The 26,686-nt window shown below is 66.6% G+C and carries 10 protein-coding genes; 7 read left to right on the top strand and 3 right to left on the bottom strand.

The features are described from left to right. Window positions 1-56 precede the first annotated feature (56 nt). From C7R54_RS02525 to C7R54_RS02515, 3 genes are all read left to right on the top strand, one after another. Window positions 57-10,439, top strand: coding sequence for a retention module-containing protein (locus tag C7R54_RS02525; RefSeq protein ID WP_129148610.1), 10,383 nt, complete (start codon window positions 57-59; stop codon window positions 10,437-10,439). 64 nt (window positions 10,440-10,503) lie between these two features. Beyond that, window positions 10,504-11,187 carry a transglutaminase-like cysteine peptidase gene (locus C7R54_RS02520; protein ID WP_129148609.1) on the top strand — a complete coding sequence of 228 codons (684 nt, stop codon included), beginning with the start codon at window positions 10,504-10,506 and terminating at the stop codon, window positions 11,185-11,187. A gap of 18 nt (window positions 11,188-11,205) precedes the next feature. Further along, on the top strand, window positions 11,206-13,188 hold the full coding sequence (locus C7R54_RS02515; RefSeq protein WP_129148608.1) for a bifunctional diguanylate cyclase/phosphodiesterase: 1,983 nt from the start codon (window positions 11,206-11,208) through the stop codon (window positions 13,186-13,188). Window positions 13,189-13,301: 113 nt separating this feature from the next. Here C7R54_RS02515 and C7R54_RS02510 read toward each other — a convergent pair whose 3' ends face one another. From C7R54_RS02510 to C7R54_RS02500, 3 genes are read right to left on the bottom strand one after another with little or no spacing between them, the layout of a single operon-like run. Then, window positions 13,302-15,848 (bottom strand): branched-chain amino acid ABC transporter ATP-binding protein/permease, encoded by a 2,547-nt coding sequence (locus C7R54_RS02510; RefSeq protein WP_129148607.1) that lies wholly within the window; start codon window positions 15,846-15,848, stop codon window positions 13,302-13,304. After that, window positions 15,845-16,723 (bottom strand): branched-chain amino acid ABC transporter permease, encoded by an 879-nt coding sequence (locus C7R54_RS02505; protein WP_129148606.1) that lies wholly within the window; start codon window positions 16,721-16,723, stop codon window positions 15,845-15,847. The genes C7R54_RS02510 and C7R54_RS02505 overlap by 4 nt, the downstream gene beginning before the upstream one ends. 35 nt (window positions 16,724-16,758) lie before the next feature. Further along, entirely contained in the window at window positions 16,759-17,943 is a 1,185-nt protein-coding gene (locus C7R54_RS02500; protein ID WP_129148605.1) for an ABC transporter substrate-binding protein, read from the bottom strand. Between the two features lie 345 nt (window positions 17,944-18,288). On the opposite strand from C7R54_RS02500, the gene C7R54_RS02495 reads away from it, so the two are divergent. The 4 genes from C7R54_RS02495 (at window position 18,289) to C7R54_RS02480 (ending at window position 26,669) form a co-directional block, all read left to right on the top strand. Beyond that, window positions 18,289-19,299, top strand: a complete 1,011-nt coding sequence (locus tag C7R54_RS02495) for a polysaccharide deacetylase family protein (RefSeq protein WP_192903571.1) — start codon at window positions 18,289-18,291, stop codon at window positions 19,297-19,299. A gap of 15 nt (window positions 19,300-19,314) precedes the next feature. Beyond that, window positions 19,315-20,520, top strand: coding sequence for an amidase (locus tag C7R54_RS02490; RefSeq protein ID WP_240039341.1), 1,206 nt, complete (start codon window positions 19,315-19,317; stop codon window positions 20,518-20,520). Beyond that, the gene (locus tag C7R54_RS02485; protein WP_129148603.1) at window positions 20,517-21,326 is read left to right on the top strand and encodes a GntR family transcriptional regulator; all 810 of its coding nucleotides are present in this window, start codon (window positions 20,517-20,519) and stop codon (window positions 21,324-21,326) included. The genes C7R54_RS02490 and C7R54_RS02485 overlap by 4 nt, the downstream gene beginning before the upstream one ends. Window positions 21,327-21,734: 408 nt before the next feature. Beyond that, on the top strand, window positions 21,735-26,669 hold the full coding sequence (locus C7R54_RS02480; protein WP_192903570.1) for an autotransporter-associated beta strand repeat-containing protein: 4,935 nt from the start codon (window positions 21,735-21,737) through the stop codon (window positions 26,667-26,669). Window positions 26,670-26,686 lie beyond the last annotated feature (17 nt).

The following is a 26,686-nucleotide window of genomic DNA, read 5'->3' as shown; positions in this document are numbered from 1 at the left end:
ACCGTCCTTGACGGGCCGTCTTTAGTATTACTCCATCTAAAACCGGAGCAATCCAAATGGCCAATACCCAACCCGCAGTCGTCACCCAAGTCACCGGACGCGCTTGGATCCGCAATAGCGATGGTTCCTTGACCGAACTGCATGTCGGCAGCCGCGTGCCCGCCGATAGCGATATCGTGACCGCCACGGGGGGCACCGTCGCCCTGCAGGTCAACGATGGATTGCCCCTGGTGATCGGCGAGAACCGCGACGTCTCGTTCAATGCCGACATGGCCGGCCAGCCGGTTGACGCCAAGGAAGCCAGCGTGGCGCCGCCGCAAGGCACCGATTCCGACCGCCTGCTGGCTGCCCTGAACTCCGGCCAGGATCCGTTCGACAACCTCGAACCGACGGCGGCCCTGATCTCCGGTGGCGGTGACGGCGGCGGCAGCAGCTTCGTGCGCCTGGCCCGCATCGTCGAAACGACCAGCCCGCTGGACCTGTCCTACGGCGTGCCCGCCGCACAAGGCTTGAATATCGGCCTGGCGGATGCCGGCAGCGCGGCGACCGCTGCAAACGATTCCCCCAACGCCGGCAACGATACCCAGGTCACCACCGAGAAATCCACCGTCAGCGGCAACATCCTGACCAACGACACCGATCCCAACGGCGACGCCCTGGCCATCGTGTCGGTGGGCACTTCCAACATGGTGACCGGCGGCGTCACCGTGGCCGGCAACAACGGCGGCACCTTCACCGTCTTCCCCGACGGCAGCTACGTCTTCAACCCGGGCGACGCCTTCCATCAGCTGGGCGCCGGCCAGAGCGCCACGTCGTCGGTTTCGTATACCGTGACCGATCCGTTCGGCGCCACGTCGACCGCGACCCTGACCGTCACCGTCAACGGCGTGAACGACGCGCCGACGTCGACCGCCTTTGGCAACGTGACCGGCACGGACGCCGAGAAGGGCATCAGCCTGGACACCGCCAGCCATTTCGCCGACGTGGACAACGGCGACAAGCTGACCTATAGCGCCACCGGCCTGCCGCCCGGACTGACCATCGATCCCAACACGGGCGTGATTTCCGGCAATATCGATCATTCGGCCTCCCAGGGCGGCGACCATGGGCAGTACCAGGTAGTCGTGACCGCCACCGACACGAGCGGCGCGACGTCCTCGCAGACCTTCACCTGGAACGTCAGCAACCCGGCCCCCACCGCGGCCGACGATAGCGCCGCCACGCTGCAAAGCGGCAGCGCGTCCGGCAACGTCATCGCCGGCGACGCGCAGGGCAAGGGCGCCGACACGGATCCGGACGGCGACAGGCTGTCCGTCAGCCAGGTCAACGGCCAGGCCGATAACGTAGGCAAGGCCCTGGCCGGCGACCATGGCGGCTCGTTCACCCTGAATGCCGACGGTTCGTACACCTTCAATGCCGGCAAGGACTTCGACGCGCTGGCCGAGGGCCAGACCGCGACGACGTCGATCACCTACACGGTTTCCGACGGCGAAGGCGGCACGTCGACCGCTACCCTGACGGTGACCGTCACCGGCACCAACGATATTCCCGAGCTCAGCAGCGGCGTCAATGCGGTGACCGAGGACGTCGAAGTCGCCGAGGGCAAGCTGGTCACGTCCGGTCAGCTGACCATCACCGACGTCGACGCGGGCCAGAGCACCTTCCAGGCGGGAGCCCATTTCGACCACAGCACGGGCAATGGCGGCACGGAACTGGGCACGCTGGTGTTCAACACCGACGGGTCCTACAGCTTCACGGTCGATAACGACAATCCCGCGGTGCAGTCGTTGGGCGAAGGCCAGAGCATCGTGCAGACCTACACGGTCACCAGCGCGGACGGCTCGGCCACCAGCACCATCACCATCACGATCAACGGCACCAACGACGTGCCGGAACTGAGCAGCGGCAAGGGCGTCGTGACCGAGGATGCCGAGGTCCATGACGGCGTGCTGACGACGTCGGGCCAGTTGTCGATCACCGATGTCGACGCGGGCCAGAGCAACTTCCAGCCTGGCGCGCACTTCGACGGCAGCACCGGCAATGGCGGCGCGGAAGTGGGCACGCTGGTGTTCAATGCCGATGGCACGTACACCTTCACGGTGAACAACGCCGATCCCGCGGTGCAGGCGCTGGGCGAAGGCCAGACCATCGTCCAGACCTACACGGTGACCAGCGCCGACGGCTCGGCGACCAGCACCATCGAAATCACCATCAACGGCACCAATGACATTCCCGTGCTGAGCAGCGGCACGGCGGCGGTGACCGAGGACGCCGAGGTGCATGAAGGTCAACTGGCCACGTCCGGCCAGCTGACCATCACGGACGCCGATGCGGGCCAGAGCAGCTTCCAGCCCGGCGCGCACTTCGACGGCAGCACGGGCAATGGCGGGACGGAACTGGGCACCCTGGTGTTCAATGCCGACGGCTCCTACACCTTCACGGTCGATAATACGAATCCCGCGGTGCAGTCGCTGGGCGCCGGCCAGTCCATCGTCCAGACCTACACCGTCACCAGCCTGGATGGCACGGCTACCAGCACCATCGAGATCACGATCAACGGCACCAACGATATTCCGACGCTGAGCAGCGGCGCGGGAGCGGTGACCGAAGACAAGAACGTCCATGGCGGCAACCTGACGACCTCGGGCCACCTGACCATCAGCGATGTGGACGCGGGCCAGAGCAGCTTCCAGCCGGGTGCGCATTTCGACAGCAGCACCGGCAACGGCGGCGTGGAGCTGGGCCAACTGGTGTTCAATGCCGACGGCAGCTACACGTTCACGGTCGACAACAAGAACCCGGCGGTGCAGTCGCTGGGCGCCGGCCAGTCCATCGTCCAGACCTATACGGTGACCAGCCTGGACGGCTCGGCCACCAGCACGATCACCATCACGATCAACGGCACCAACGACGTGCCCACGCTGAGCTCCGGCAAGGGTTCCGTAACCGAGGACGTCAATGTCGACCAGGCGGGCCATCTGACCTCCACGGGCCAGTTGACCATCACCGACGTGGATGCGGGCCAGAACAGCTTCAAGGACGGCGCCAAGTTCGTCATCGGGTCGGCCGGCAAGGAGATCGGACACCTCGACTTCAACACCGACGGCAGCTACACGTTCACGGTGGACAACAGCAACCCTGTGGTGCAGGCGCTGGGCGCCGGCCAGAGCATCGTCCAGCTGTACACGGTGACCAGCGCCGACGGTACGGCCGTCAGCACCATTACCATCACCATCCACGGCACCAATGACGTGCCGGTCCTGAGCAGCGGCGCAAGCTCGGTGACGGAAGACACCAACGTCAATCACGGCTACCTGGGCACCACCGGGCACCTGACGATCAGCGACGTCGATTTTGCCCAGAGCTTCTTCCGCCCGGGCGCGCATTTCGACAGCACCACGGCCAGCAACGGCAAGGAAGTCGGCACGCTGGTCTTCCTGCCGGACGGCTCGTACTCGTTCCTGGTGAACAACGGCAACGCGGCCGTGCAGGGGCTGGGCCAGGGCGAGAGCATCGTCCAGACCTACACCGTGACCAGTGCCGACGGTTCGGCCACCAGCACGATCACGATAACGATCAATGGCACCAATGACTTGCCGGTCATCAGCGGCGATCATGCCGGCGCGCTGACCGAGGACGTCGCCACGTCCGTGTCGGGCCAGTTGACGGTCTCCGACGTGGACGTCAACGACACGCACAGCTGGTCGGTGCAGGGCACCAACAAGGGCGCGTACGGCAGCATCAGCGTGGACGCCGACGGCAAGTGGACCTACAACGTCGACACCAAGGCGGTGCAGGCGCTGGCCGAAGGCCAGCAGGTGACGGAATCGTTCACCATCCTGGTCGATGACCATCATGGCGGCACGGACACGCAGGTCGTGACCATCACGCTGACCGGCGTCAACGACGTGCCCGTGATCACGGGTTCGGGCGCCGGCCTGGTGGTGGAAGACGGCGGCCTGCTGCAATACACGGCCGGCAACCTGAACATCCGCGATGCGGATGCGGGCCAGTCCTCGTTCCAGGCGGAGAAGATCGTCACCGCGCACGGGACGTTCGTCATCGGCACCACCGGGCTGTGGGCCTTCCAACTGAACAACAGCAACGCGGACGTGCAGGCGCTGGCTGCGGGGCAGAAGCTGGTCGAGACCTATGCGGTGAAGACCGCCGACGGCACGACGACCAACGTCACCATCACCATTGTCGGCACCAACGACCAGCCGCATATCTACGGCACCGCCACGGGCGCGCTGACCGAAGACCAGGCGCCGTCGGTCAGCGGCCAGTTGCAGGTCAGCGACGTGGATACGCTGGATACGCACAGCTGGTCCATCGTGGGCGGCAACCAGGGCAAGTATGGCGTGCTGACCATCGACCAGAGCGGCCAGTGGACGTACCAGGCCAACGACGCCAAGATCCAGGCGCTGCGCGAGGGCCAGACGGTGAAGGAAACCTTCACGGTGCTGGTGAGCGATCACCACGGCGGTTTCGACGCACAGACCGTGACGATCACCCTGACGGGCGCCAACGACGTGCCGGTCCTCACCCCCAGCAACCCGGTCGATCCCGCCAACCCCTTGGCGGGCGACCAGGGTACGGTCGTCGAAGACACCAAGCTGTCGGTCAACGGCACGATCGGTATCACGGATGCCGACGCCGGCGAATCGTCCTTCAAGCCCCAGGGCCATACGGACGGCAGCTACGGGTCGTTCTCCATCACGTCCGACGGCAAGTGGGCCTACACGCTGGACAACGACAACCTGGCCGTCCAGCACCTGGCGGTGGGTGAACACCTGACGGAAACGTTCAAGGTCGTCACCGCGGACGGCACGGAAACGCAGGTCGTCATCACCATCGACGGCACCAACGACCAGCCGGTGATCAGCGGCGAGCATGCCGGCGCGCTGACCGAGGACGCCGCCACGTCCGTGTCGGGCCAGTTGACGGTGTCCGACCTGGACACCAGCGACACGCACAGCTGGTCGGTGCAGGGCACCAACAAGGGCGCGTACGGCAGCATCAGCGTGGACGCGGACGGCAAGTGGACCTACAACGTCAACACCAAGGCCGTGCAGGCGCTGACCAACGGCCAGCAGGTGACGGAATCGTTCACCATCCTGGTCGATGACCATCATGGCGGCACGGACACGCAAGTCGTGACCATCACGCTGACCGGCGTCAACGACGCGCCCGTGATCACGGGTTCGGGCGTCGGCCTGGTGGTGGAGGACGGCGGCCTGCTTCAATACACGGCCGGCAAGCTGAACATCCAGGATGCGGACGCGGGCCAGTCGTCGTTCCAGGCGGACAAGATCGTGGCGGCGCACGGGACGTTCATCGTCGCTGCGAACGGGCTCTGGTCCTTCCAGCTGAACAACGGCAACGCGGACGTGCAGGCGCTGGCGGCGGGGCAGAAGCTGGTCGAGACCTATGCGGTGAAGACCGCCGACGGCACGACGACCAACGTCACCATCACCATCGTCGGCACCAACGATCAGCCGCATATCTACGGCACCGCCACGGGTGCGCTGACCGAAGGGCAGGCGCCGTCGGTCAGCGGCCAGTTGCAGGTCAACGACGTCGATACGCTGGACACGCACAGCTGGGCCATCGTGGGCGGCAACCAAGGCAAGTATGGTGTGCTGACCATCGACCAGAACGGCCAGTGGACCTACCTGGCCAACGACGCCAAGGTCCAGGCCCTGCATGGCGGCCAGACGGTCAAGGAAACCTTCACGGTGCTGGTGAGCGATCACCATGGCGGTTTCGACACCCAGACCGTGACGATCACGCTGACCGGCGCCAACGAGTCGCCGATCCTGGTGGGCCACACGCCCGACCAGAGCGGCGCCGACGCCCAGACGATCGCCAACCTGAATATGTCGCAGTACTTCCATGACGCGGATGGCGACAAGCTGACCTACACGGCTACCGGCTTGCCCGAAGGCCTGCAGATCGACAAGAACACGGGCATCATCAGCGGCACCATCGACCACTCCGCTTCGGTCGGCGGGCCGTACCACATCACCGTCACGGCCAATGATGGCCAAGGCGGTACGGTGTCGCAGACTTTCGACTGGAATGTCGCCAATCCCGCGCCGACCGCGGCGAACGACAGCGTCGGGACGCAGCAGGGCGGTAATGCCGACGGCAATGTGATCACCGGCGATACGCTGGGCCAGGGTAAGGACACGGATCCGGACGGCGACGCCTTGCGCGTGAGCCAGGTCAACGGCCACGACGACCTGGTTGGCACGAGCGTTGCCGGCGATCACGGCGGCACGTTCATCCTCGACGCCAATGGCCACTACACGTTCGATGCGGGCAAGGACTTCGACGCGCTGGGCGTGAACCAGACCGCGACGACGTCGATCACCTATACCGTCTCCGATGGCGAAGGCGGCACGTCCACGGCCACGCTGACCGTCACGGTGACGGGCACCAACGACGCGCCGGTGCTGGTCGGCCAGGCTTCGGACCTGACCGGCGTCGATGCCCAGCACGACGTCAATGTCGATATGTCGCAGTACTTCCACGACGTGGACACCGGCGACAAGCTGACGTTCAGCGCCACGGGGCTACCCGATGGGCTGACCATCGACGTCAACACGGGCGTGATCAGCGGCACGATCGACCGTTCGGCGTCGCAGGGCGGTGATCACGGCGTGTACCAGGTGACGGTGACCGCCACCGACGCGAGCAACGCGCCTGTCTCGCAGACGTTCACGTGGGATGTCAGCAATCCGGCGCCGACCGCGCTTGCCGACAGCAATACGGCCGCCGCCGACGGCGGCGCCCAGGGCAATGTCATTACCGGTGACGGTCTCGGCCATGGGCAGGACACGGACCCGGACGGCGACCCGCTGCACGTCAGCCAGGTCAACGGCCACGGCGACCTGGTCGGCACGAGCGTCGCCGGCGACCACGGCGGCACGTTCACCATCAATGCGAACGGTACCTACACGTTTGACGCGGGTAACGCCTTCGCCGGCCTGCAGGTGGGCGAGAAGCAAAGCACTTCGGTCACGTACCAGGTCAGCGACGGCCAGGGCGGCGTTTCCACGACCACGTTGACGATCGAAGTGACGGGCACGAACCATGCGCCGACGATAGATCCGACCCTCGCCTTCACGACCAATGAAGATACGCCGCTGACCAATGGCAAGATCGTCGCGTCGGATGCCGACAACGACACGTTGACCTACGCGCTGGCGCCCAGTTCCGGCAGCCCGACCGTCGATGAGAATGGCAACATCAGCTACCCCGATACCTATACGCTGCCCAAGCATGGCGTTGTCGTGGTCAATGCGGATGGTACGTTCACGTACACGCCGAAGGCGGACTACAACGGCTCGGACAGCTTCAAGGTGCTGATCAGCGACGGTCATGGCGGTACGACGACGACCACGGTCAACGTCACGGTGAATCCGGTCAACGACGCGCCCGAGGCGGCGAACTTCACGGCGCATGTGGGCGCCAATGAGGTGCACGTCTTCGCAACCAGCGACTTCGGCTTCAACGGCAAGACGCATGGCGAGAACGATGCGCTGCAAAGCGTGATCGTTCATCAGCCGACGACCGGCGCCCTGTTGCTGAACAATGCGGCGGTGGTTTTCGACAGCCATGGCCTTGCCACGATCTCGGCGGCCGACATCGCCGCGGGCCACCTGTCCTACAAGGGCGATGCGTCGGGCGCGACCGGCGCGTTCAACTTCGAAGTGGTCGACAACGGCGGTACGGCCAACGGCGGCGTGAACACGTCGGGCACCTACACGTTCTCGACGACGAACGAGGCGCCGACGACCAGCCCGTCGTTCAGCTTCACGACCAACGAAGATACGCCGCTGACCGGCCTGAACGCCAGGGTCACCGGCTCGGACGCCGATCACGACACGCTGACCTACAGTCTGGCGGCGGGCGCGGCCAACGGGCCACAGCACGGCACGGTGACGGTCAACAGCGACGGCACCTTCACGTATAACCCGACGGCGGACTACAACGGTAGCGACAGCTTCAAGGTCCAGGTCAGCGATGGCCACGGCGGCACGACGACCACCACGGTGAATGTCACGGTGAACCCGGTCAACGACGCCCCGGCGGCGGCAAGTTTCTCGGCTCACCTGGGCGCAGGAGAAGTGCACGTCTTCCAGACGAGCGACTTCGGCTTCAACGGCACCACGCATGGCGAGAACGATGCGCTGCTGAACGTGATCGTGCACCAGCCTACCAGCGGTACCTTGATGCTGAACGGCGTGGCGGTGACCTTCCAGAATGGCAGCGCCACGATCTCGGCGGCCGATATCGCGGCTGGCCACCTCTCGTACCAGAACAGCGCGTCGGGTTCGGGCGGCACGTTTACCTTCGAAGTGCAGGACAATGGCGGCACGGCCCACGGCGGCCAGGATACATCGGGCAGCTACACCTTCTCGGCAGTGACGGACCAATTGGTGCAGGGCGACAACAGCAGCAGCGCCATCGGTACGCCGGGCAGCGCGGGCGACAACATCATCCTGGGCGACAAGGGCGGCATCGTCACCACGACAACCCCGGGGCAAAGCTACAACGTCGCGTTGGTGATCGACGAATCGAAGAGCATGAGCTCGGACATCGGCGGCGAGACGCGGATGCAACTGGTGATCGACGCGCTCAAGAGCTTCGTCGGACAGCTTGCCAGCCACGATGGCACGATCAACCTGACGCTGATCGGTTTCGGCACGACGGCCACGAACCTGCTGACCATCCATGACCTGAAGGTTAGCGATGTCGACCAGAGCACCGATGCGCTTATCAAGGCCATCAACGGTTTGTCGGCTTCGGGAAATAGCACCAACTACGAAGACGCCTTCGATACGGCGACCACGTGGTTCAGTTCGCAGGCGAACCAAGGGTATACGACGGCCAACGGCTACCAGAACCTGACGTTCTTCCTGACCGACGGCGATCCAAACGCCTATAACAGCGATTCCAGCACAAGCAGCTCGTCGGTCATGCAGCACTCGGTCGATGCGTTCGCCTCGCTGAGCGATGTCAGCACGGTGTATGGCATCGGGATCGGCAGCGGTGTCAACCAGGACATCCTGAAGTTCTTCGACAACACCAACGTGACCGGCACGGGCGTCATCGGGACGGACACTAGCACGGTCAACCTGTCGACTTCGTCGACCTACAACCTTGATTCGACCAGCGGCTGGGCCTTGGTCCAGAATGGCGGCGGCAGCATCAGCGGCTCCTCCAACACCCATTCGATCACGGTTTCGGATTCGACCAGCAATGGCGCGGAAACGGTGTACGCCAGCAAGACGAGCCTGATTGTCGCGAACGGCGAGAGCGCGACGTTCTCGTTCAACATGAAGGCGTCCAACTATCAAAGCAACGATACGGTGAAGTGGTATCTGCAGGAGTATGTAACGAATCCGGCCACCCATACCTCTTACTGGACTACCGTCCAGAGCGGCATGGTCACCGACTCCGGCAACCATACGATCACGACCGATGCGGTGGATGGCGGAACCTATCGCCTGGAAATCGGCGTCGACGACAATACGTCCAGCAAGGCGCTGTCGGTGACGGTCAGCGATATCACCATGGTGACCGACCATGGCGACATCACGGCGCCGACGGGCGAGGTCGATATCGTCCTGCAACCCGACCAGTTGACCACCGTCCTGCATAACGGCGGCACCACGACGAACCCGACCCCCGTCGGCAGCGACGTGATCAACGGCGGCGATGGCCACGACATCATCTTCGGTGACACCATCAACACCGACGCCCTGAACAGCGCCAACCATGCGGCTGGCACCCATAACGGTGCGGGCTTGCAGGGCTTGGTTGATTACCTGAACGATACGCAGGGTCACGCCACCGACACCGATATCTACAACTACATCAGTCAGCATAGCGATTCGCTGAATGTGGGCGGGGATACGCGCGGCGGGGATGACACCATCCACGGCGGCGCCGGTAACGACATCATCTACGGCCAGGGCGGGAATGACACCCTGTACGGCGATGCGGGCAACGATGTCCTGGTGGGCGGGGCGGGCAACGATACCCTGTATGGCGGCGACGGCAGCGATACCTTCAAGTGGGCGCTCAACGATCAGGGAACGACGTCGAGCCCGGCAGTGGACACCATCAAGGACTTCTCCACGGCCGCGGCGGCGGACGGCGGCGATGTCCTTGACCTGGCCGGCCTCTTGCACAACCCCACCGCGGATGCGGGCTCGCTGACCCAGTACCTGCACTTCGTCCAGGGCGCCAACGGCAGCACCGTGATCCAGGTGAGCACGACGGGGCAGTTCGCGGCAGGGGCGGCCCAGACCTTCGACCAGAAGATCGTGCTGGAGAACGTGGACCTGACGCACGGCGGTACGCAAACCGACCAAGCCATCATCAACGACCTGCTTACCAAGCAGAAGCTGCACGTCCACGACTGATGGCAGGCAAGTAGGTCCGGGTGCCCCCTGCTAGGGGGTACCCGGAGTTACACTATGTTTCACGATGCCTAGATACCTGCGCCTGCGCGCCGTCCTCGCCTTGTGCTGGACGGCCCTGATCTTCCTGGTCTGTGGCTGGGGGATGAGCGCTGCGCTGGAGCTGGACACCCAGCGGCTGCAAAGCCTGGCGGCCAGCCGTTATGGCGCGCGCGGGGGCGAGCGGGTGGCGGCGTGGCTGCAATTGCTGCAGGACGACCGCGACATGGCCGAAGCCGACAAGCTGGCCAGCGTCAACGACTTCTGGAACCGGAATGTCGCCCAGGCCGAGGACCAGGTCGTGTGGGGCGTGCCCGACTATTGGGCCACGCCGATGGAAGCCTTGGGCAAGGGCGCCGGCGACTGTGAAGACTACGTCATCGGCAAGTATTTTTCCCTGATCAAGCTGGGCGTGCCCACCAGCCGGCTGCGCTTCGTCTACGTGCGGGCGCGTATCGGCGGCCCCGAAAGTTCCGAGCAGGTGGCGCACATGGTGCTGGGCTACTATCCATCGCCCAACGCCATGCCCCTGGTGCTGGACAGCCTGGTGTCCGGCATCCTGCCGGCGTCGCAGCGGCGCGACCTGGTTCCCGTCTTCAGTTTCAATGCCGACGGCGTTTACGTCGACGGCAAGCAAGCCGCCCCGGTCGACCGTATCGGCCGCTGGCGCAACCTGCTGCAGCGCATGGAGCGCGAAGGCATCCGACAGTAAGCCCGCGGAAAGCGAACTATGTCCATTCTCCGACAACTTCTTTTGAGCATCACGCTGGCCATCGCCATCATCCTGCTGGGGACGCTGGCCCTCAGCGTGACGGCGGCACGCGACTACCTGTCCGGACAATTGCAGGTGCAGAGCAACGACGCCGCGGTATCGTTGGCGCTGTCGCTGTCGCAACCCGCGAACAGCGACCGCATCACGCAGGAGCTGCTGGTGTCCGCCTTGTTCGACGGCGGGCATTTTTCCCTGGTCAAGCTGATGGACCCGCAGGGGAAGGTCGTGATTTCCCGCAGCTCGGACGCGGCGGCCGCCGTGCCGGGCTGGTTCCAGCGCCTGGTTCCCCTGTCGGCCAAGTCGGCGACGCATGTGGTGACCGACGGCTGGCGCCAGCTGGGCGAGGTCACGCTGACGGCCACGGATGTCTATGCCTGGGAGACCCTGTGGGGCAGCAGCCTGCGCATGATCGGGCTGGTGGTCGCCGCCGGCGTGCTGTGGGCGCTGTTCGCCTTCGCGCTGGTGCGCTGGATAGAGAAGCGCCTGCTGGCCGAGGTGGGCGAGCAGATGCGTGCCATCGGGCGCGGCCAGTGGGGCCAGCACCTGGCTCCGCGCGTGCGCGAATTCAGCGGCATCACGGATGCGCTGAACCAGACGCGCGAACAGCTGCGCGCAACCTCGGACGAGCAGAACGCGAAGATCGAGTCCCTGCAGATCGAGGTCAACCAGGACCCGGTGACGGGGTTGGCCAATCGCAAGTACTTCATCAACGAATTCCTGCGCGAGCTGGACCCCTCGCGCGCGCAGGCGGATGCGGGTGCGGATGCCGGTACGCCGGGCGGCCATATCCTGGTGTTCCGCCAGCGCGATCTAGGCGCCATCAATCGCCACATGCCGCGCGAATTCGTCGACCAGTGGCTGCGCACGCTGGTCGATCGCCTGCGCGCCATGCTGGACAACATGCAGGTGGGCGAGCCGGTGCTGGCGCGGCTGAACGGATCGGATTTTGCCTTGCTGCTGGCGCGCTGCTCGGCGCCCAAGGCCATCATGGTGGCCGAGCGCCTGCGCGCGGAACTGCGCGCGGCACGTATTCCGGTGGGCGAGGGCGGCCTGTGCCGATGGGTGCAGGCCCTGGCGGACTATGCACCGGGGGCGCAGGTGGGAGACCTGCTTGGGCGCCTGGACTATGCGCTGATGCGCGGTGAAAGTTCGGGCGACGATCACGTGCAACTGACCTCGGACGACGAGCCGATGCTGTCGGCCAATAGCGAGTCTTCCTGGCGCAAAGTCATCACGGCCGGCATCGAGCGCGAACGTTTCACGCTGTCCTTGCAGCCGCTGTCCTTCCTGGACGGGCAGGTGGTGCGGCAGGAGGCCACGCTGATGCTGCATAGCGAGGATGCGTCCGAGCCCATACCCGCACGGCTGTTCATCCCGGCGGCGATCCGCCTGGACCTGTCGGCCGACTGCGACATCCAGGCCGTCCGCCTGGCGCTGAGCTGGCTGATGATGAACCCGGGCGAATTGACGATACGCCTGTCCATGCCTTCGCTGGGGCACCAGAACTTCCTGCTGCAACTGGAGCGCATGCTGGCGGAGAAGCGCACGCAGGCCAGTCGCCTGCTGGTCGAGATCGATGCGCATGCCCTGGTCGAGCGGCATGCCGAAGTGGCGGCGCTGTGCCGGGTGGCGGCAAAGTCCGGAATGCGCGTGGGCGTGCGCCGCCTGGCGCAGCAGTTCAACGCCCTGAGCCAGCTGCACAATCTGCAGCTGGCCTATGTGAAGCTGGGCGGCGGCTTCGTCGGCGGCATGGCCCACAGCATCGGCAGCCAGCAGTTGACGGTATCGGTACTGGAGACCGCCCGCGCCTTGAATATCGCCGTCTATGCCGAGGACGTGCCGGATGCGGTGACGCGGAACATCCTGGCCAACCTGGGCATCAACATCATGAGCGGGCCGGGATTGCAGCAGCAGCCGCCCGCGGCCGGCGTGGTGGCGTGATCATGAACCGTACGCCACGGCCCGGGGCTTCGGTCCGTGTTTCGGTTTCCGTTTCGGTTTCCGCTTCGGTCACGGCATCCCGGCCCGTGCGGGCCCGGGATGCCGGCCCTGCCTCAGGCATGTAGATAGGCATTGGCCAGCGCGTCGTCCGCGGCGATCTCGGCCGACGTGCCCTGCGCCACCACGCGGCCGCTTTCGAGGACGTAGGCGCGATCGGCCAGGGCCAGCGCCAATCCGGCCATCTGATCCACCAACAATATCGTCATGTCCTCGGCGCGCAGGCGGTCGAGCGAGGCGAACAGCTCGGCGATCACCTTGGGCGCCAGGCCCAGCGACGGTTCGTCCAGCAGCAGCACGCGGGGGCGGCTCATGAGGCCACGGGCCACCGCCAGCATCTGTTGTTCGCCGCCGGAGAGCAGGCCGGCGCGCTGGTGCAGGCGTTCGCGCAGGCGCGGAAAGCGATCGAGCATTTCCTCCACGCGTGCCTCGCGTCCCGCCTGGTGCAGGAAACCGCCCAGGCGCAGGTTGTCCAGCACCGACAGTTCGGGAAAGACCTGGCGGCCTTCGGGCACCAGCACCAGGCCCAGGCCGACGACGGCTTCGGCCGGGCGCCCTTCGATGGTATTGCCGTCGATATGCATGGCGCCCGACTGGCTTGGGTGCAGGCCCGCGAGCGTCCGCATCAACGTGGACTTGCCCGCGCCGTTGGCGCCCAGCAGGGCCACCATTTCGCCCTGGCGCACTTGCAGGCCGATGCCATGCAGCACCGGCTCGGCGCCATAGCCGGCCACCAGGTCGGCCACGCCCAGCAGTTCCGGGCCTGGCGTCCGAGGGGCGCGGACCGCGTCCACCCTGACGTCGAGCGACTCGCCCAGGTAGGCCTGCCTGACCGCCGGATCGTTGCGGATGTCAGCGGGTGTTCCCACGGCCAGGCGGCGGCCGGCATCGAGCACCACCAACTGGTCGGAAATCGACATGACCAGGGTCATGTCGTGTTCGACGATGGCCACGCCGATGCCTGCGTCGGCGATGCGGCGCAACAGCGCGGCGAGCATGCCCTTGTCCTCCCGGGAGAGGCCGGCAGCCGGCTCGTCCAGCAGCAGCACGTCGGGATCGGTGGCCAGGGCGCGGGCGATTTCGACCAGGCGGCGGTCGACGTGCGCCAGGTCGCCGGCCGCCGCCGACGGCGCGCCACGGTAGCCGCAATAGGCCAGCAGCGCGCGCGCCATGCCGCGTGCCTGTCCGCCGCGCGCATCGCGGTTCGCCAGCAGGCCGCCGAGGCGGCCGCGGCCCATCGCCAGGATGACGTTGTCCTCGACGCTGAGCGTATCGAACAACTGCGAGGTCTGGTAGGTGCGGGCCACGCCGCTGCGCGCGATGCGGAAGGCCGGCCGTCCGCCAAGCGGGCGCTGGCCCAGCAGGACGTCGCCGGCGCTGGGTCGGTAGAAGCCGCTGAGCATGTTCAAGGCCGTGGTCTTGCCCGCGCCGTTGGGACCGATCAGGCTGGTGACCGCGCCGGCCGGCACTTGCATGGACAGTCCGCTGACGGCGTGCACGCCGCCGAAGGTGATGCCCAGGTCCCGCGCGGCCAGCGTCGCGCGCGGGCGGCGGGGCAAGGCGACATCGTGGACAGCCGCTGCCGCGCCGGCGGCGTGCGTGTCGGCATTGGCGGCGGCATCAGGGGTACGCTCAGCGGCACCATCGGAGGCACCACCGGCGGCAGCGCCGTGGCCGCAGGCGCGAGCGCGCATCTGGCGGCCCAGCCCCATCAGCCCCTCCGGCGCCACCCATAGCACCAGCAGCAACAGGGCGCCAAAGAAAAGCAGCCGGTAGTCCTCGAAGGACGCCAGCACCTCGGGCAGCGCGCCCACGATCACCGCGCCGATGACCGGCCCCGCCACCGTGCCGGCGCCACCGATGACGACCGCCAGCACGAACAGGATGGACTGCATGAAATTGAAGGTGTCGGGCGTAACGAAGCCCGAGAGCGGGCTGAAGAGGCCTCCCGCCAGGCCGGCCACGCCAGCCGAGAGGGTGAACGCCACCGTCTTGATGACCAGGGGATTCAGGCCGATGGATTGCGCGGCCGTCTCGCTATCCTTGACGGCGCGCATGGCGGCGCCCCAGGCGCCGCGCGCAAGGCGCCAGTAGGCCGCCAGCACGACCGCGGCGGCTGCCACGGCCAGCACGGTGATCGTCTGTTCGGCGCCCCATCCTTGCGCCAGCCTCGGCGGCAGAACGCCCATGATGCCGCTCTGCCCGCCGGTGATGCTGTCCATCTCGATGGCGGCATGCTGGACGATGAAGCTGAACGCGATCGTGATCATTGCCAGGTAGGGACCTTTCACGCGCAGGGCGGGCAGCGCCAGGAGGGCGCCCGATGCCGCCGCCAGCAAGGTGCCCGCGGCCCAGGCGGGCCAGAAGCTCCAGCCGGCCTTGGTGGTGAGGATGGCCACCGTGTAGGCGCCGATCGCATAGAACCCCACGTGGCCGAAGGAGACCTGGCCGGTCAGTCCCAGCAGCACGTTCAGGCCGATGCCGACGATGGCCAGTAGCGCGATCTGGGCCAGCACGAAGACGTAATAGCTGTTGAGCGTGAAGGCCAGGACGATGGCCGCGGCCGCCACGGCCAGCCCGAGGACGAGAGACTTGGCGTTCATACTTTCTTGACCTCCGCGCGGCCGAACAAGCCATTGGGTCGCGCGGCGAGGACCACGATGACCAGCAAAAAGGTGATGATCTGGGTATAGCCCGAGCCCAGCGTGACCGTCACCACGGCCTCCGCCACGCCGAAGATCAGGCCGGCGAACATGACGCCCCACGCGCTGGAAATACCGCCCAGGATGGCCACCGCGTAGGCCTTCAGGCCGAACAGCGTGCCCATGTCGGCATTGACGTTGAACAGCGGCGCGATCAGTACGCCCGCGACGCCGGCCAGCAAGGTCGACAGCGCGAAAGCCGCGGCCACCGCGCGCCTGATGGGTATGCCCATCAAGCGCGCGGCGTCGCGGTTCTGCGAGACGGCCAGCAGCGCCGTGCCCCAGCGCGTGCGGCGCCCCGTTACGTGCAGGGCCGCCGCCAGCGCGAATCCCACCAGGGGGATCAGCAGTTGCAGCGGATAGACGCCCAGGCCCAGGCCGGCGACCTCGATGGGCGCCACCGCCAGCGGCGAAGGCAGGCTGCGCGGCTCCTTGCCGAAGGTGTGCATGACCACGTTGTCGAGCACGATGCCCAGCGCCACGGTGGACATGAGCCAGGCATTCGACCCGCGCGAGGCGAAGGGCCGCACCGCCAGGAACTCCACCAGCAGGCCATACAGCGCGCAGCATGCCAACGACAGCACGATGGCCGGCCCCATGCCCCAGCCCAGGGTCTGGGCGAAGGTGAAGCACAGCACCGCGCCCAGCATCATCGAGCTGCCCTGGGCGAAATTGACCGTCCCCGAGACGGCATGAGTGACGTGAAAGCCGAGGGCCGTGAGGGCATACATGCTGCCCAGGCCCAGGCCGCTGATGAGCGCTGCCAACAACTGCATGGAGGGTTCCGCCGCTTGGTTACGTGCTTGCTTGGTTAGTTGACCATGCCCACGGGCAGGATGCGGTTGTCGATGAACTGCGCCCAGATATAGTCCTGCGCGCCCAGCGCATCGTGCTGGGTGGGCGTGTAGGGATGCCGGTACGACTTGATCAGCCCGTCATAGCGGTCGATCTGTTCGTAGCCCTGGCGGATGGCGTCGCCGTCGGTTGAACCGGCCTTGGCGATGGCCAGCGCGGTGAGATGCATGGCGTCGTAGGCGTTGGCCACGCCCACGGCCGGCGTGATGTTCTCCGGACCCTTCACGTCGGGATACTTGGCCTTCATGGAGGCGATGACCTTGTCGCCCACCGGCGACTGCTTGCCGAAGAAGCTGTAGGTCTGCACGAAGTGCACCGTCCTGGCATTGGGGCCGGCCAGTTCCGTGAAGCGACCGCCCGCCGGACCCCAGTGCGACACCACGGGCACCTTCCAGCCCATGCGATCGAGCGATTTGACCACCTGCGCCGAAGGGCCCACGTTGCCGACCAGCAGCAGGGTGTCCGCGCCCGCGTCCTTCAGGCGGGTGAGCTGCGGCACCACGTCGACCGCGGTGTCGTCGAACTTCTCGGCGCCCGCGGGCTGCATGCCCTTGGCGGCCAGTGCGGCCACGATGCCTTTCTGGTTCGATTCACCCCAGGGGTTGTTGACCATGATCAGGCCGAACCTGGCGCTCTTGAACGTCTTCTGGGCATAGTCGACCATGCCGGCGTCGACCTGCTCGTCGACCGCCGAGACCCGGAACACGTAGTTGGGATTGGCGCCGTTCTTCGTGATCGGCGTGCCCGCGGCCCACGGCCCCATGAAGGGCATCTTGGCCTGGTTGACCAATGGCACGATGGCCATGGAGACCGGGGTGTCCAGCCCGCCGAAGATCACGGCGACCTTTTCCTTGTAGATCAGTTCGCGCGCGGCCGTCACGCCCTTGGCGGGGTTGGCCTCGTCGTCGCGGCGCACGAGCTCCAGCTTGCGTCCACCCAGCAGGCCGCCCTGGGCGTTGATTTCGTCGATGGCCACCTGCATGCCGCGCGTAATGGATTCGCCGGCCAGCGCGGACTGGCCCGACAGCGCCGTGATAAGGCCGATCTTGATGGGTTCGGCCGCTTGGGCGGCGTGGCCGAGGCCGGCGCAGGCCAGGGCCAGGCAGGTGCGGACGAAGGTACGGCGAGAAAGGCGCGACATGGAGTTCTCCCGATGATGTCGTTGTGCGAAGGCCGGATCGGCTGCATCGGGAGTCAAAGCAAAACCCATGCCAAAAATGAATTTCTGCCTGCAATATTGGCATGGCTTTTGCTTGGTGAAGGGAGGGTTTTTGTCGTCAAGTCGCTCTATTTATTGACGGCAATTTGTCGGATTACTGGCGGCGAAAATTCGCTGCGGGGCATTGCGGCCGCAAGCCTCGCAAGATCGACGCCGCGCAACGGGCGCACCAAGTTGGCGCAGGATATGGGAGAAAACGATGCATCAAGCACCATTGCGGGACGCCGGGGCCGAGCGGCCGTCGACCCGGGCAAGGTTGGCGGCGTCATGAGCGGCGCCGACATGCCGGATTTCGGCCCGCTGGCCACGCATGGCCGCTTCGGATATATGCCCATACACCGGCGGCCCGCGTATGCCTGGCCCAATGGCGCGCGCCTGGCGGTCTACCTGGGATTCAATATCGAGCACTTCGCCTTCGGGGCGGGGCTGGGCGCCAGGCTGGGGCCACACCTGGGCGAACCCGACGTTCTCAATTACGCGTGGCGCGAATATGGCAATCGGGTGGGCGCCTGGCGCTGCCTGGAACTGTTCGATGCCTTGCGCCTGCCGGCCGGCGCCATCGTGAATACGGCCTTGCTGGATCACTGCCCGGAACTGGTCGAGGCCTGCGTGGCGCGCGGCGACGAGCTGATCGCGCATGGACATGCCAATGCGGTGCACCAGGGCGCCTACAGCGAGGCTGCCGAGCGCGCGCTGCTCGCGCATTGCGCCCAGGCGCTGGAACGCGTAGGCGGCAAGCGGCCGGCGGGGTGGCTGTCGCCCTGGATCGCCGAGTCGCGCCTTACGCCCGACCTGCTGGCGGAGACGGGCTACCGCTATACGCTGAACTGGTCGCATGACGACCAGCCCACGCTCATGCGCACGCGCGGCGGCGCGCCGCTGTGGGCCGTGCCCTATCCGCAGGAGGTCAACGACATTCCCATGATCGTGGCGCGCCAGATGGACGGCAAGGACTTCGCCCAGCTTATCATCGACAATTTCGACGAGATGCTGGAGCAGTCGCGGCGGCAGCCGCTGGTCATGGGGATAGCCTTGCATCCCTACCTGGTGGGACAGCCTTACCGGCTGCGCCACCTGCGCCGCGCCTTGGCGCATATCGCGGCCCGGCGCGACAGCGGCGAAATCTGGTTCACGACGCCGGGCGAGATCTGCGAACATGTGGCGGCGCGAGGCGGGCTCGTGCCGGATGAGACCCCGGCGACGGAGGCCGCGTCGAATATGGCCGCGCCGGATATAGCCGCGTCCAATATAGCCACCCTGAATGCGGCGGCGCCCTGAATGGAGCTTGACGATATGACATTGCCTTTCGACGACACCGTGGGCGCCTGGGTGCCGCATGGACATTTCAGCGTCGGCCCCACCGGCAGCGGGCCGCTCGATGGCCTGGGCTTCGCCGCCAAGGACCTCTACGACGTGACGGGGCATCGCACGGGCGCGGGCAATCCCGATTGGCTGCGCACGCATCCGCCTGCGACCCAGACCAGCCCGCTGGTCGCGGGCCTGCTGGACGCGGGCGCCGCGCTGCACGGCAAGGTGATCACGGACGAACTGGCCTACAGCATCCAGGGCGAGAACATGCACTATGGCACGCCGCGCAACACCCGCGCGCCCGACCGCGTATGCGGCGGGTCGTCCAGCGGGTCGGCCGCGGCGGTGGCGGGCGGGCTGGTCGATTTCGCGCTGGGCAGCGATACCGGAGGATCCACGCGCGTGCCGGCCAGCTATTGCGGCTTGTGGGGCCTGCGCACCACGCACGGCCTGCTGAGCACGCAGCACGTCGTGCCCTTGTCACCCCTGTTCGACACCTTGACCTGGCTGGCCGCGCGCGACGCGGTGTTTACGCGCGTGGGCGACGTATTGCTCGGGCCACCGCGCGAGGTCTCCTGGCGCGAGGCCATCGTGCTGACCGACGCGTGCGCGCAGGCCGACCCTGTCTTCGGTCCGCTCGTCGACGCCGTGGCGGGCGCCTTGCAGTCGGCCGGCCTGCCCGTGGCACGCGCGCCCGCATCCTGCACGGACCTTGAAACGTGGCGTCGCGCCTACGTGACGGTGTCGGCCTACGATGCCTGGCAGACCCACCGCGATTGGATCACACGCGAGCAGCCGGCGTTCGCGCCCGCCATCGCCGGGCGCTGGCGGGCCGCGGCCGCGATACGCGCCGGCGAGGCGGCCGAGGCAGGGGCCGTGCAGGCACGCTTGCGTGCCGAGGTGAGGGAGCTGCTGGGCGCGGACCGCGTGGCGGTGTTGCCGTCGGCCTCCAGCGCGGCGATCGCGCGCAACGCGGACCCGGCGGCCGTGGACGCGATCCGGACCCAGACTTTCCGTATTACTTCGATCGCCGGCCTGGCGGGGCTGCCCCAGGTCAACATCCCCTTCATCGGCGGCGATGGCCTGCCGGCCGGCATCTCCTTGCTGGGGCCGGCAGGCAGCGATGCGGCCTTGATCCGGCTGGCCGTCTCGGTCGGTCGGGCGCTTTCCGCCTTGGGTGCTCATTCATGAAGCAGGCCAAGGACAAGGGGCGCACCGGGGGCCGGACCGAATCCCGTGGCCAAGCTGCCGCCAGGACATCCACCAAGACCGCCACGACCTTGGGCCGGCCCAAGGTGCGTCCCAGCGCACTGGTCGCGGCCGACACGGCCGGGGACGCCGAGACCCGCATCTACCAGTCGGTGCTGGGCGGCGTCATGGGACAGCGCCTGTTGCCGGGCACCAAGCTGCCCGAGGCCGCGCTGTGCGAACTGTTCGGCGTGGGGCGCAGCGTGGTGCAGAAGGCCTTGCAGCGGCTGGCCCACGATCACGTAGTGGAACTGCGCCCCAACCGCGGCGCCGTCGTGGCCATGCCCACGCGGGAGGAGGTGGTCAAGCTGTTCGAGGCCAGGCGCGCGCTGGAGGGCGCCATCCTGCCGCTGGTGGCGCAATCCGCCACCAAGGCAGATTTCGCGATGCTGCGACGCCAGTTGCGGGAGGAGCATCACGCCATGCACAGCGCGCCGCAGACCGAGTGGGCACGCCTGGCCAGCACGTTCCATCTCAAGCTGGGCGAGCTATCGGGCAATCCGCTGCTTGCCCGCTACCTGATGGAAGTCATCTCGCGTTGCGCGCTGGTCGTCGCCATCTTCCAGCCTCCCGGCAACGCCGCATGCGAACACGATGAGCATGCGCGGGTGGTCGATTTCCTGGAACGGGGCAAGGTGAAGGAAGCCGTCGCCGAAATGGACGCGCACCTGCGCGATCTGGAATCGCACATCCAGCTGGTCGAGGAACCCGCGGGACGCAGCCTGGCGGATATGTTGGGATTGGGGTGAACTCGGCGAATATGTCGGTTTTGTATCAAAAAATGTAACTAATCGTCCACGCTAGCGCGAATGACGGCAGAGGGGACTTCCGCCTATGTCGCGCAATTCTGAAATTTGGGTTCAACGTGGGCTGTTTTTCCATGGGCTCTTGGAAACCGCGCGACATCCGTGTGGAGTGGTAACAAGAGGGCACACATCTGCACGTTGCAGTGGAAAAATCGCGCTTATTAGTCTATTTTTGTGTGGTTTTGAAATATGCTCCTGCGATAACGCCCCTGCGCGCCCCGATTAAAACTTACATTTAAAGAGCGAAGCATGTCTCTGGGTCACCGGCCTTTGTATCTCCGTTCGCTGGGTTTATGGCAGGCCGTGACGGCGATGGCGGTGAGTAGGGCCAGGAAAGGCCGGGGAAGGGGGATGACCGTCGCCGCGTGGCCGATGGCGCTGGCCTCGGTTTTCGCTGCCCTGCCGGCACGGGCCGTCACCTATATCGACACGACCGGCAACACGGTCGCTCCCAGTGGCGGAACCTTCACGGGAAGCAGTGGGTCCCCGTGGACGCCCGGCGCTTTGTACATAGGCACCTCGACTCCGGGTTCGCTCGCCATCCAGGCTGGCGCGGTGGTCAACGATAGCGGCGATGGAGGAAACGTCAGCATCATCGGCGTAGCGGTGCCCGGCAGCGTCACCGTGACCGGCGCTGGCGCCACATGGAACGCTGCGAATGGGGTGTGGGTAGGCTCAGCGGCCACGACTGGTACGCTCACCGTCGCTACCGGCGGAACGTTCGCGGGTGGCACGATTATTGTCGGTCGCCTTACCGGCAGCGGCACGGTGACTGTTGGCAGCGGCGGGCTCATCAGCACGACTTCTGTCCTGCTCTCGGATGAGATTGGCAGCAGCGGCACCCTGTCCCTTGCCGGCGGCACGTTGCTGACCGGCTCCATCATCAAAGGCCAGGGCTCGGCGCCGATCAATTTCAGCAACGGCGGTGTCCTGCAGGCAGCCCAGGACTCCACTGCTTTTCTTTCCGGTTTCAGTGCCGGCGACGTGACGCTCGGCGCGGGCGGTGGCGTCATCGACAGCAATGGCTACACCATCACCGTCGCTACGCCGTTGGGCGGGACCGGCAGCCTGACCAAGGCGGGGGCGGGCACGCTCACCCTTAGCGGCGCCAATACCTACTCCGGCGGCACGAACATCAATGCGGGCACGCTGGCGCTGGGGTCCGCGGGCGCGCTGGGCACGACGGGCACGATCAGCTTCGGCGGCGGTACGCTGCAGTATTCGTCATCCAACACCACCGATTACTCGTCCCGTTTCAGCACGGCAGCCGGGCAGCAATACCACGTCGACACCAACGGCCAGGACGTTACCTTCGCCGCTCTCCTGGACCCGGCGGCGGACAGCCTTACCAAGGACGGCAATGGGACGCTGACGTTGTCGAATGGCCTTTCCCCCGGTTTCATAGGCAACATCTTCATCAATGGCGGCACGCTGAAAGTCAACGCCTTGTACGGTTATGCGGGCAATATCACCGACAACGGCGCCTTGGTCATCAACAACGCCGCGGACGATATCTATCTTGGCGGCATCGCCGGGACCGGCAGCGTGACCAAGACCGGCGCGGGCACGCTTACCCTGCTCGGGTCGAGCGTCTATACCGGCGACACGAACCTCGATGCGGGCACGCTGGCGCTCGGCGGTCACCTCGCACTGGCCGGGACGCGGTCGATCAACTTCAACGGGGGCACGCTGCAGTATTCCTCGGCCGGCAGCCAGGACTATTCAAGTCAATTCGGCCGGTCCGCCGGTCAGCAATACCGCATCGACACCAACGGGCAGAACGTCGTCTTCGCCACCGGACTGGCCAGTTCCGGCGGCAGCCTGACCAAGCTGGGCGCGGGGGCGCTGACGCTCACCGGCGCGAATACCTATGACGGCGATACGACTATCAGCGCCGGCACGTTGCGGCTGGGCGACGGCGTCAGCAATGGCAGCGTCACGGGCGACATCGTCGATAACGCTGCGCTGGTCTTCAACAACGTCGGCGCGCAGACCTACAACGGCGCCATCAGCGGCACGGGAACCGTGACCAAGCAGGGCGCGGGCACGCTCAGGCTTTCCGGCGCGAATACCTACAACGGGGGAACCAGCCTCGCTGCCGGCACGCTGTCGCTGGGTGCGCCAGGCGCGCTGGGCACCTTGGGCACAATCAGCTTCGGCGGCGGCACCTTGCAGTATTCCGCAGCCAATGCCACGGATTATTCATCGCGTTTCAGCAGCGCTGCCGGCCAGCAATACCGCATCGATACGAACGGGGAGGACGTCACGTTCGCCAGCGGGCTGGACAGCCCGGGCGGCAGCCTGACCAAGCTGGGCGAGGGGACGCTGACGCTGTTCGGGACCAACACCTACGACGGCGGGACCAATATCAACGGCGGAACGCTGGCGCTTGCCGCCGCCACCGCGCTGGACCCGCTGGCACAGATCAGCTTCGGTGGGGGCGCGCTGCGGTATTCGGCGAACAACACCCAGGATTACTCGGCGCATTTCAGCACCGCCGCCAACCAGCAATACCGTATCGACACCAACGGGCAAAGCGTTACCTTCGCCAGCGGGCTGGCCAGCGCGGGCGGCAGCCTGACCAAGCTGGGCGCCGGCATGCTGACGCTGACGGGCGCGAACACCTATGACGGCGGCACGACCATCAGCGCGGGCACGTTGCGACTGGGCGACGGGACCAGCAACGGCAGCGTTACTGGCGACATCGTCGACAACGCGGTCCTGGTGTTCGACAACGGCAGCGCGCAGACCTACGGCGGCGCCATCAGCGGCACGGGCAGCCTGACCAAGCAGGGCGCGGGCACGCTGACATTGACCGGCGCCAACAGCTACGAAGGCGGCACGCTGGTGCTGGGCGGCGAACTGGTGGCGACGGCCGCGAGCCTGCCGGGCGACGCCACGGTGGATAGCGGGGCCTACATCACTTTCGCGCAGAACGCGGACGGCAGCTACTCCGGCGTGATCTCGGGCGCGGGCGGTGTGCGCAAGACCGGCAACGGCACGCTGGTCTTCACGGCCGTGCAGGGCTACGGCGGCGGCACCAGCATCGGCGACGGCGCCGTGCAGGCCACCACGGACACGCTGAGCGGCGACATCGCCGTCGCCACCGATGCGGCGCTGATCATCAACCAGGCCAGCGACGGCAGCTATGCGGGCCAGATCAGCGGGGGCGGCTCCCTGGTGAAAGCGGGCGCGGGCACCGTGACGCTGGCGGGCGCCAACCACTACACCGGTCCGACCGCGGTCCTGGACGGCACGCTGGCGCAGGGCGCGGCCAACGCTTTCGTCCAGAACGGCGCCTATATCGTGAATGGCGGGACGCTGGACCTGCATGGCTATGACCTGCTTGCGTCCTCGCTGACGGGGACGGGCGGCACCGTGGCCCTGGGCGGCGGCACGCTCACGGTGGACCAGGCGACCAGCGGCAGCTACGCCGGGGCGATCAAAGGCCAGGGCCAGGTTATCAAGGACGGCGCGGGCACGCTTACGATGTCGGGCGGCAGCGATTACTCGGGCCCGACGACCGTGCGGGCCGGCGTGCTGCAAGCCGGCGCCACGAACGCCTTCAGCGCCAACAGCGCGGTGACGATAGAGAGCGCGGCCACGCTGGACGTGGGCAACACCAACCAGGCCATCGGTTCGCTGGCCGGCGCGGGCAAGGTGCTGATCGGCACCGGTACCCTGGCGACCGGCGGCGACGGCACCAGCACCACCTACAGCGGCACGTTCAGCGGCAGCGGCGGATTGCTCAAGCAGGGCGGGGGTCTGTTGATCCTGAATGGCAACAGTTCGGTCTTCACCGGGCTTACCACCGTGGCGGGCGGCGAACTGGAGGTGGGCGACATCGATACGCCCTCGGCGGTGCTGGGCGGCAACGTGGCGGTCTCCGATGCGGCCGTCCTGCGCGGGCACGGCACCATCCTGGGCAATGTGAGCAGCACGGGCACGGTGGCGCCGGGCGGCTCCATCGGCACGCTGACGGTGGGCGGCAACTACACGCAGGCCAGCACGGGTACGCTGCAAATCGAGGTCAGCCCGACGCAGGCTTCGCAGTTGAAGGTCGGCGGCACGGCCAGCCTGGCGGGTACGCTGGCGCTGGTCTATGACCCGGGTACCTATACCGCGCGCTCGTACACCATCGTGTCGGCGGCGGGCGGCGTCAACGGAACGTTCGGCACGGTCAGCAGCACGGGGACGGCGGCGCTGGGCACGCTGGCGCAGACGGTGGCGGTCGGCGCCAATACGGTGGACCTGGTGCTGGCGGAGCCGGCGACGCCCGTGACCTCGACCCCAGGGACCGTGGTCGTCGCGCCCACGCAGACCAGCATCTACACGGCGCTGGGCACGACGGCCCTGCTGGGCGCGCAGTCGACCAGCAAGGCCTTGCTGGATCGCGCGGGCGCGCGGCTGGATGCCCGATCGGGCGCGGATTCGGGCCTGGGTTCGGATTCGGGCACGATGGCGCCGGGTTCGGCGCTATGGGCCACGCTCACGGGCAACTATACGCGGGTGGATGGCAACAGCGGCGCCCACGGCTTCCAGAGCCAGCGCTATGGTTTCCTGACCGGTCATGACCGGCCGATGGGTTCGGGCGTACTCGGCGTGGCCTTTGGTTATGACCATGCCGACATACAGGAGCGCGGCACGGACAGCTCAGGCAAGATCGATACATTGCGCCTGGGCGTATACGGCAGCCGCGCGGCGGGTCCCGTGGTGCTGGGCGCCACGGCGGGCGTGGGGGTGAATTTCCTGTCGCAGAAGCGGTCCTTCGATACCCTCGGCACGGCCGAGGGTAACCATACGGGCCAGGAGGCGACATTGGGCCTGCAAGCGGGCCTGCCCCTGCAATTGACCGCCCGCACACTGCTGACGCCCAAGCTGGGCTTGCGCTACGCCTACCTGCATGCCGACAGTTTCAGCGAAAGCGGCGCCGGCGGCCAGAACCTGGACGTGGGCACGGACAATATCCATAGCCTGCAACCGTACGCTGGACTGGCGCTAGACCAGGCGTTCGGGGACGATGCGAAACCGATGAATGCCCAGGTAAGGGTGGGCTATGCCTACGAAACGCTCGATGCCAAACGGGCCGTCGGGGTGACCGCGCAGGACGGCACGCCCTTTACGGCCACGGGCGCGAAACTGCCGCGCGGGTCACTCACCGCGGGTGCCAGCTTTACCCTGCATCCGCGCAAGAACCTCGATGTCAGCCTGGACTATGACGCGCTGATCAATACCGGCGGCGCGTCGGCGCAGCAAGGGAGCTTGCGGGTGTCGTATCGGTTCTGACTGTGAATCCGGCCGTG

The sequence above is a fragment of the Achromobacter aloeverae genome (genome assembly GCF_004121055.1).
GTDB lineage: Bacteria > Pseudomonadota > Gammaproteobacteria > Burkholderiales > Burkholderiaceae_B > Bordetella_C > Bordetella_C aloeverae.
The sequence above is the reverse complement of the archived record's forward strand: the minus strand, read 5'-3'. Positions and strand labels throughout refer to the sequence as shown.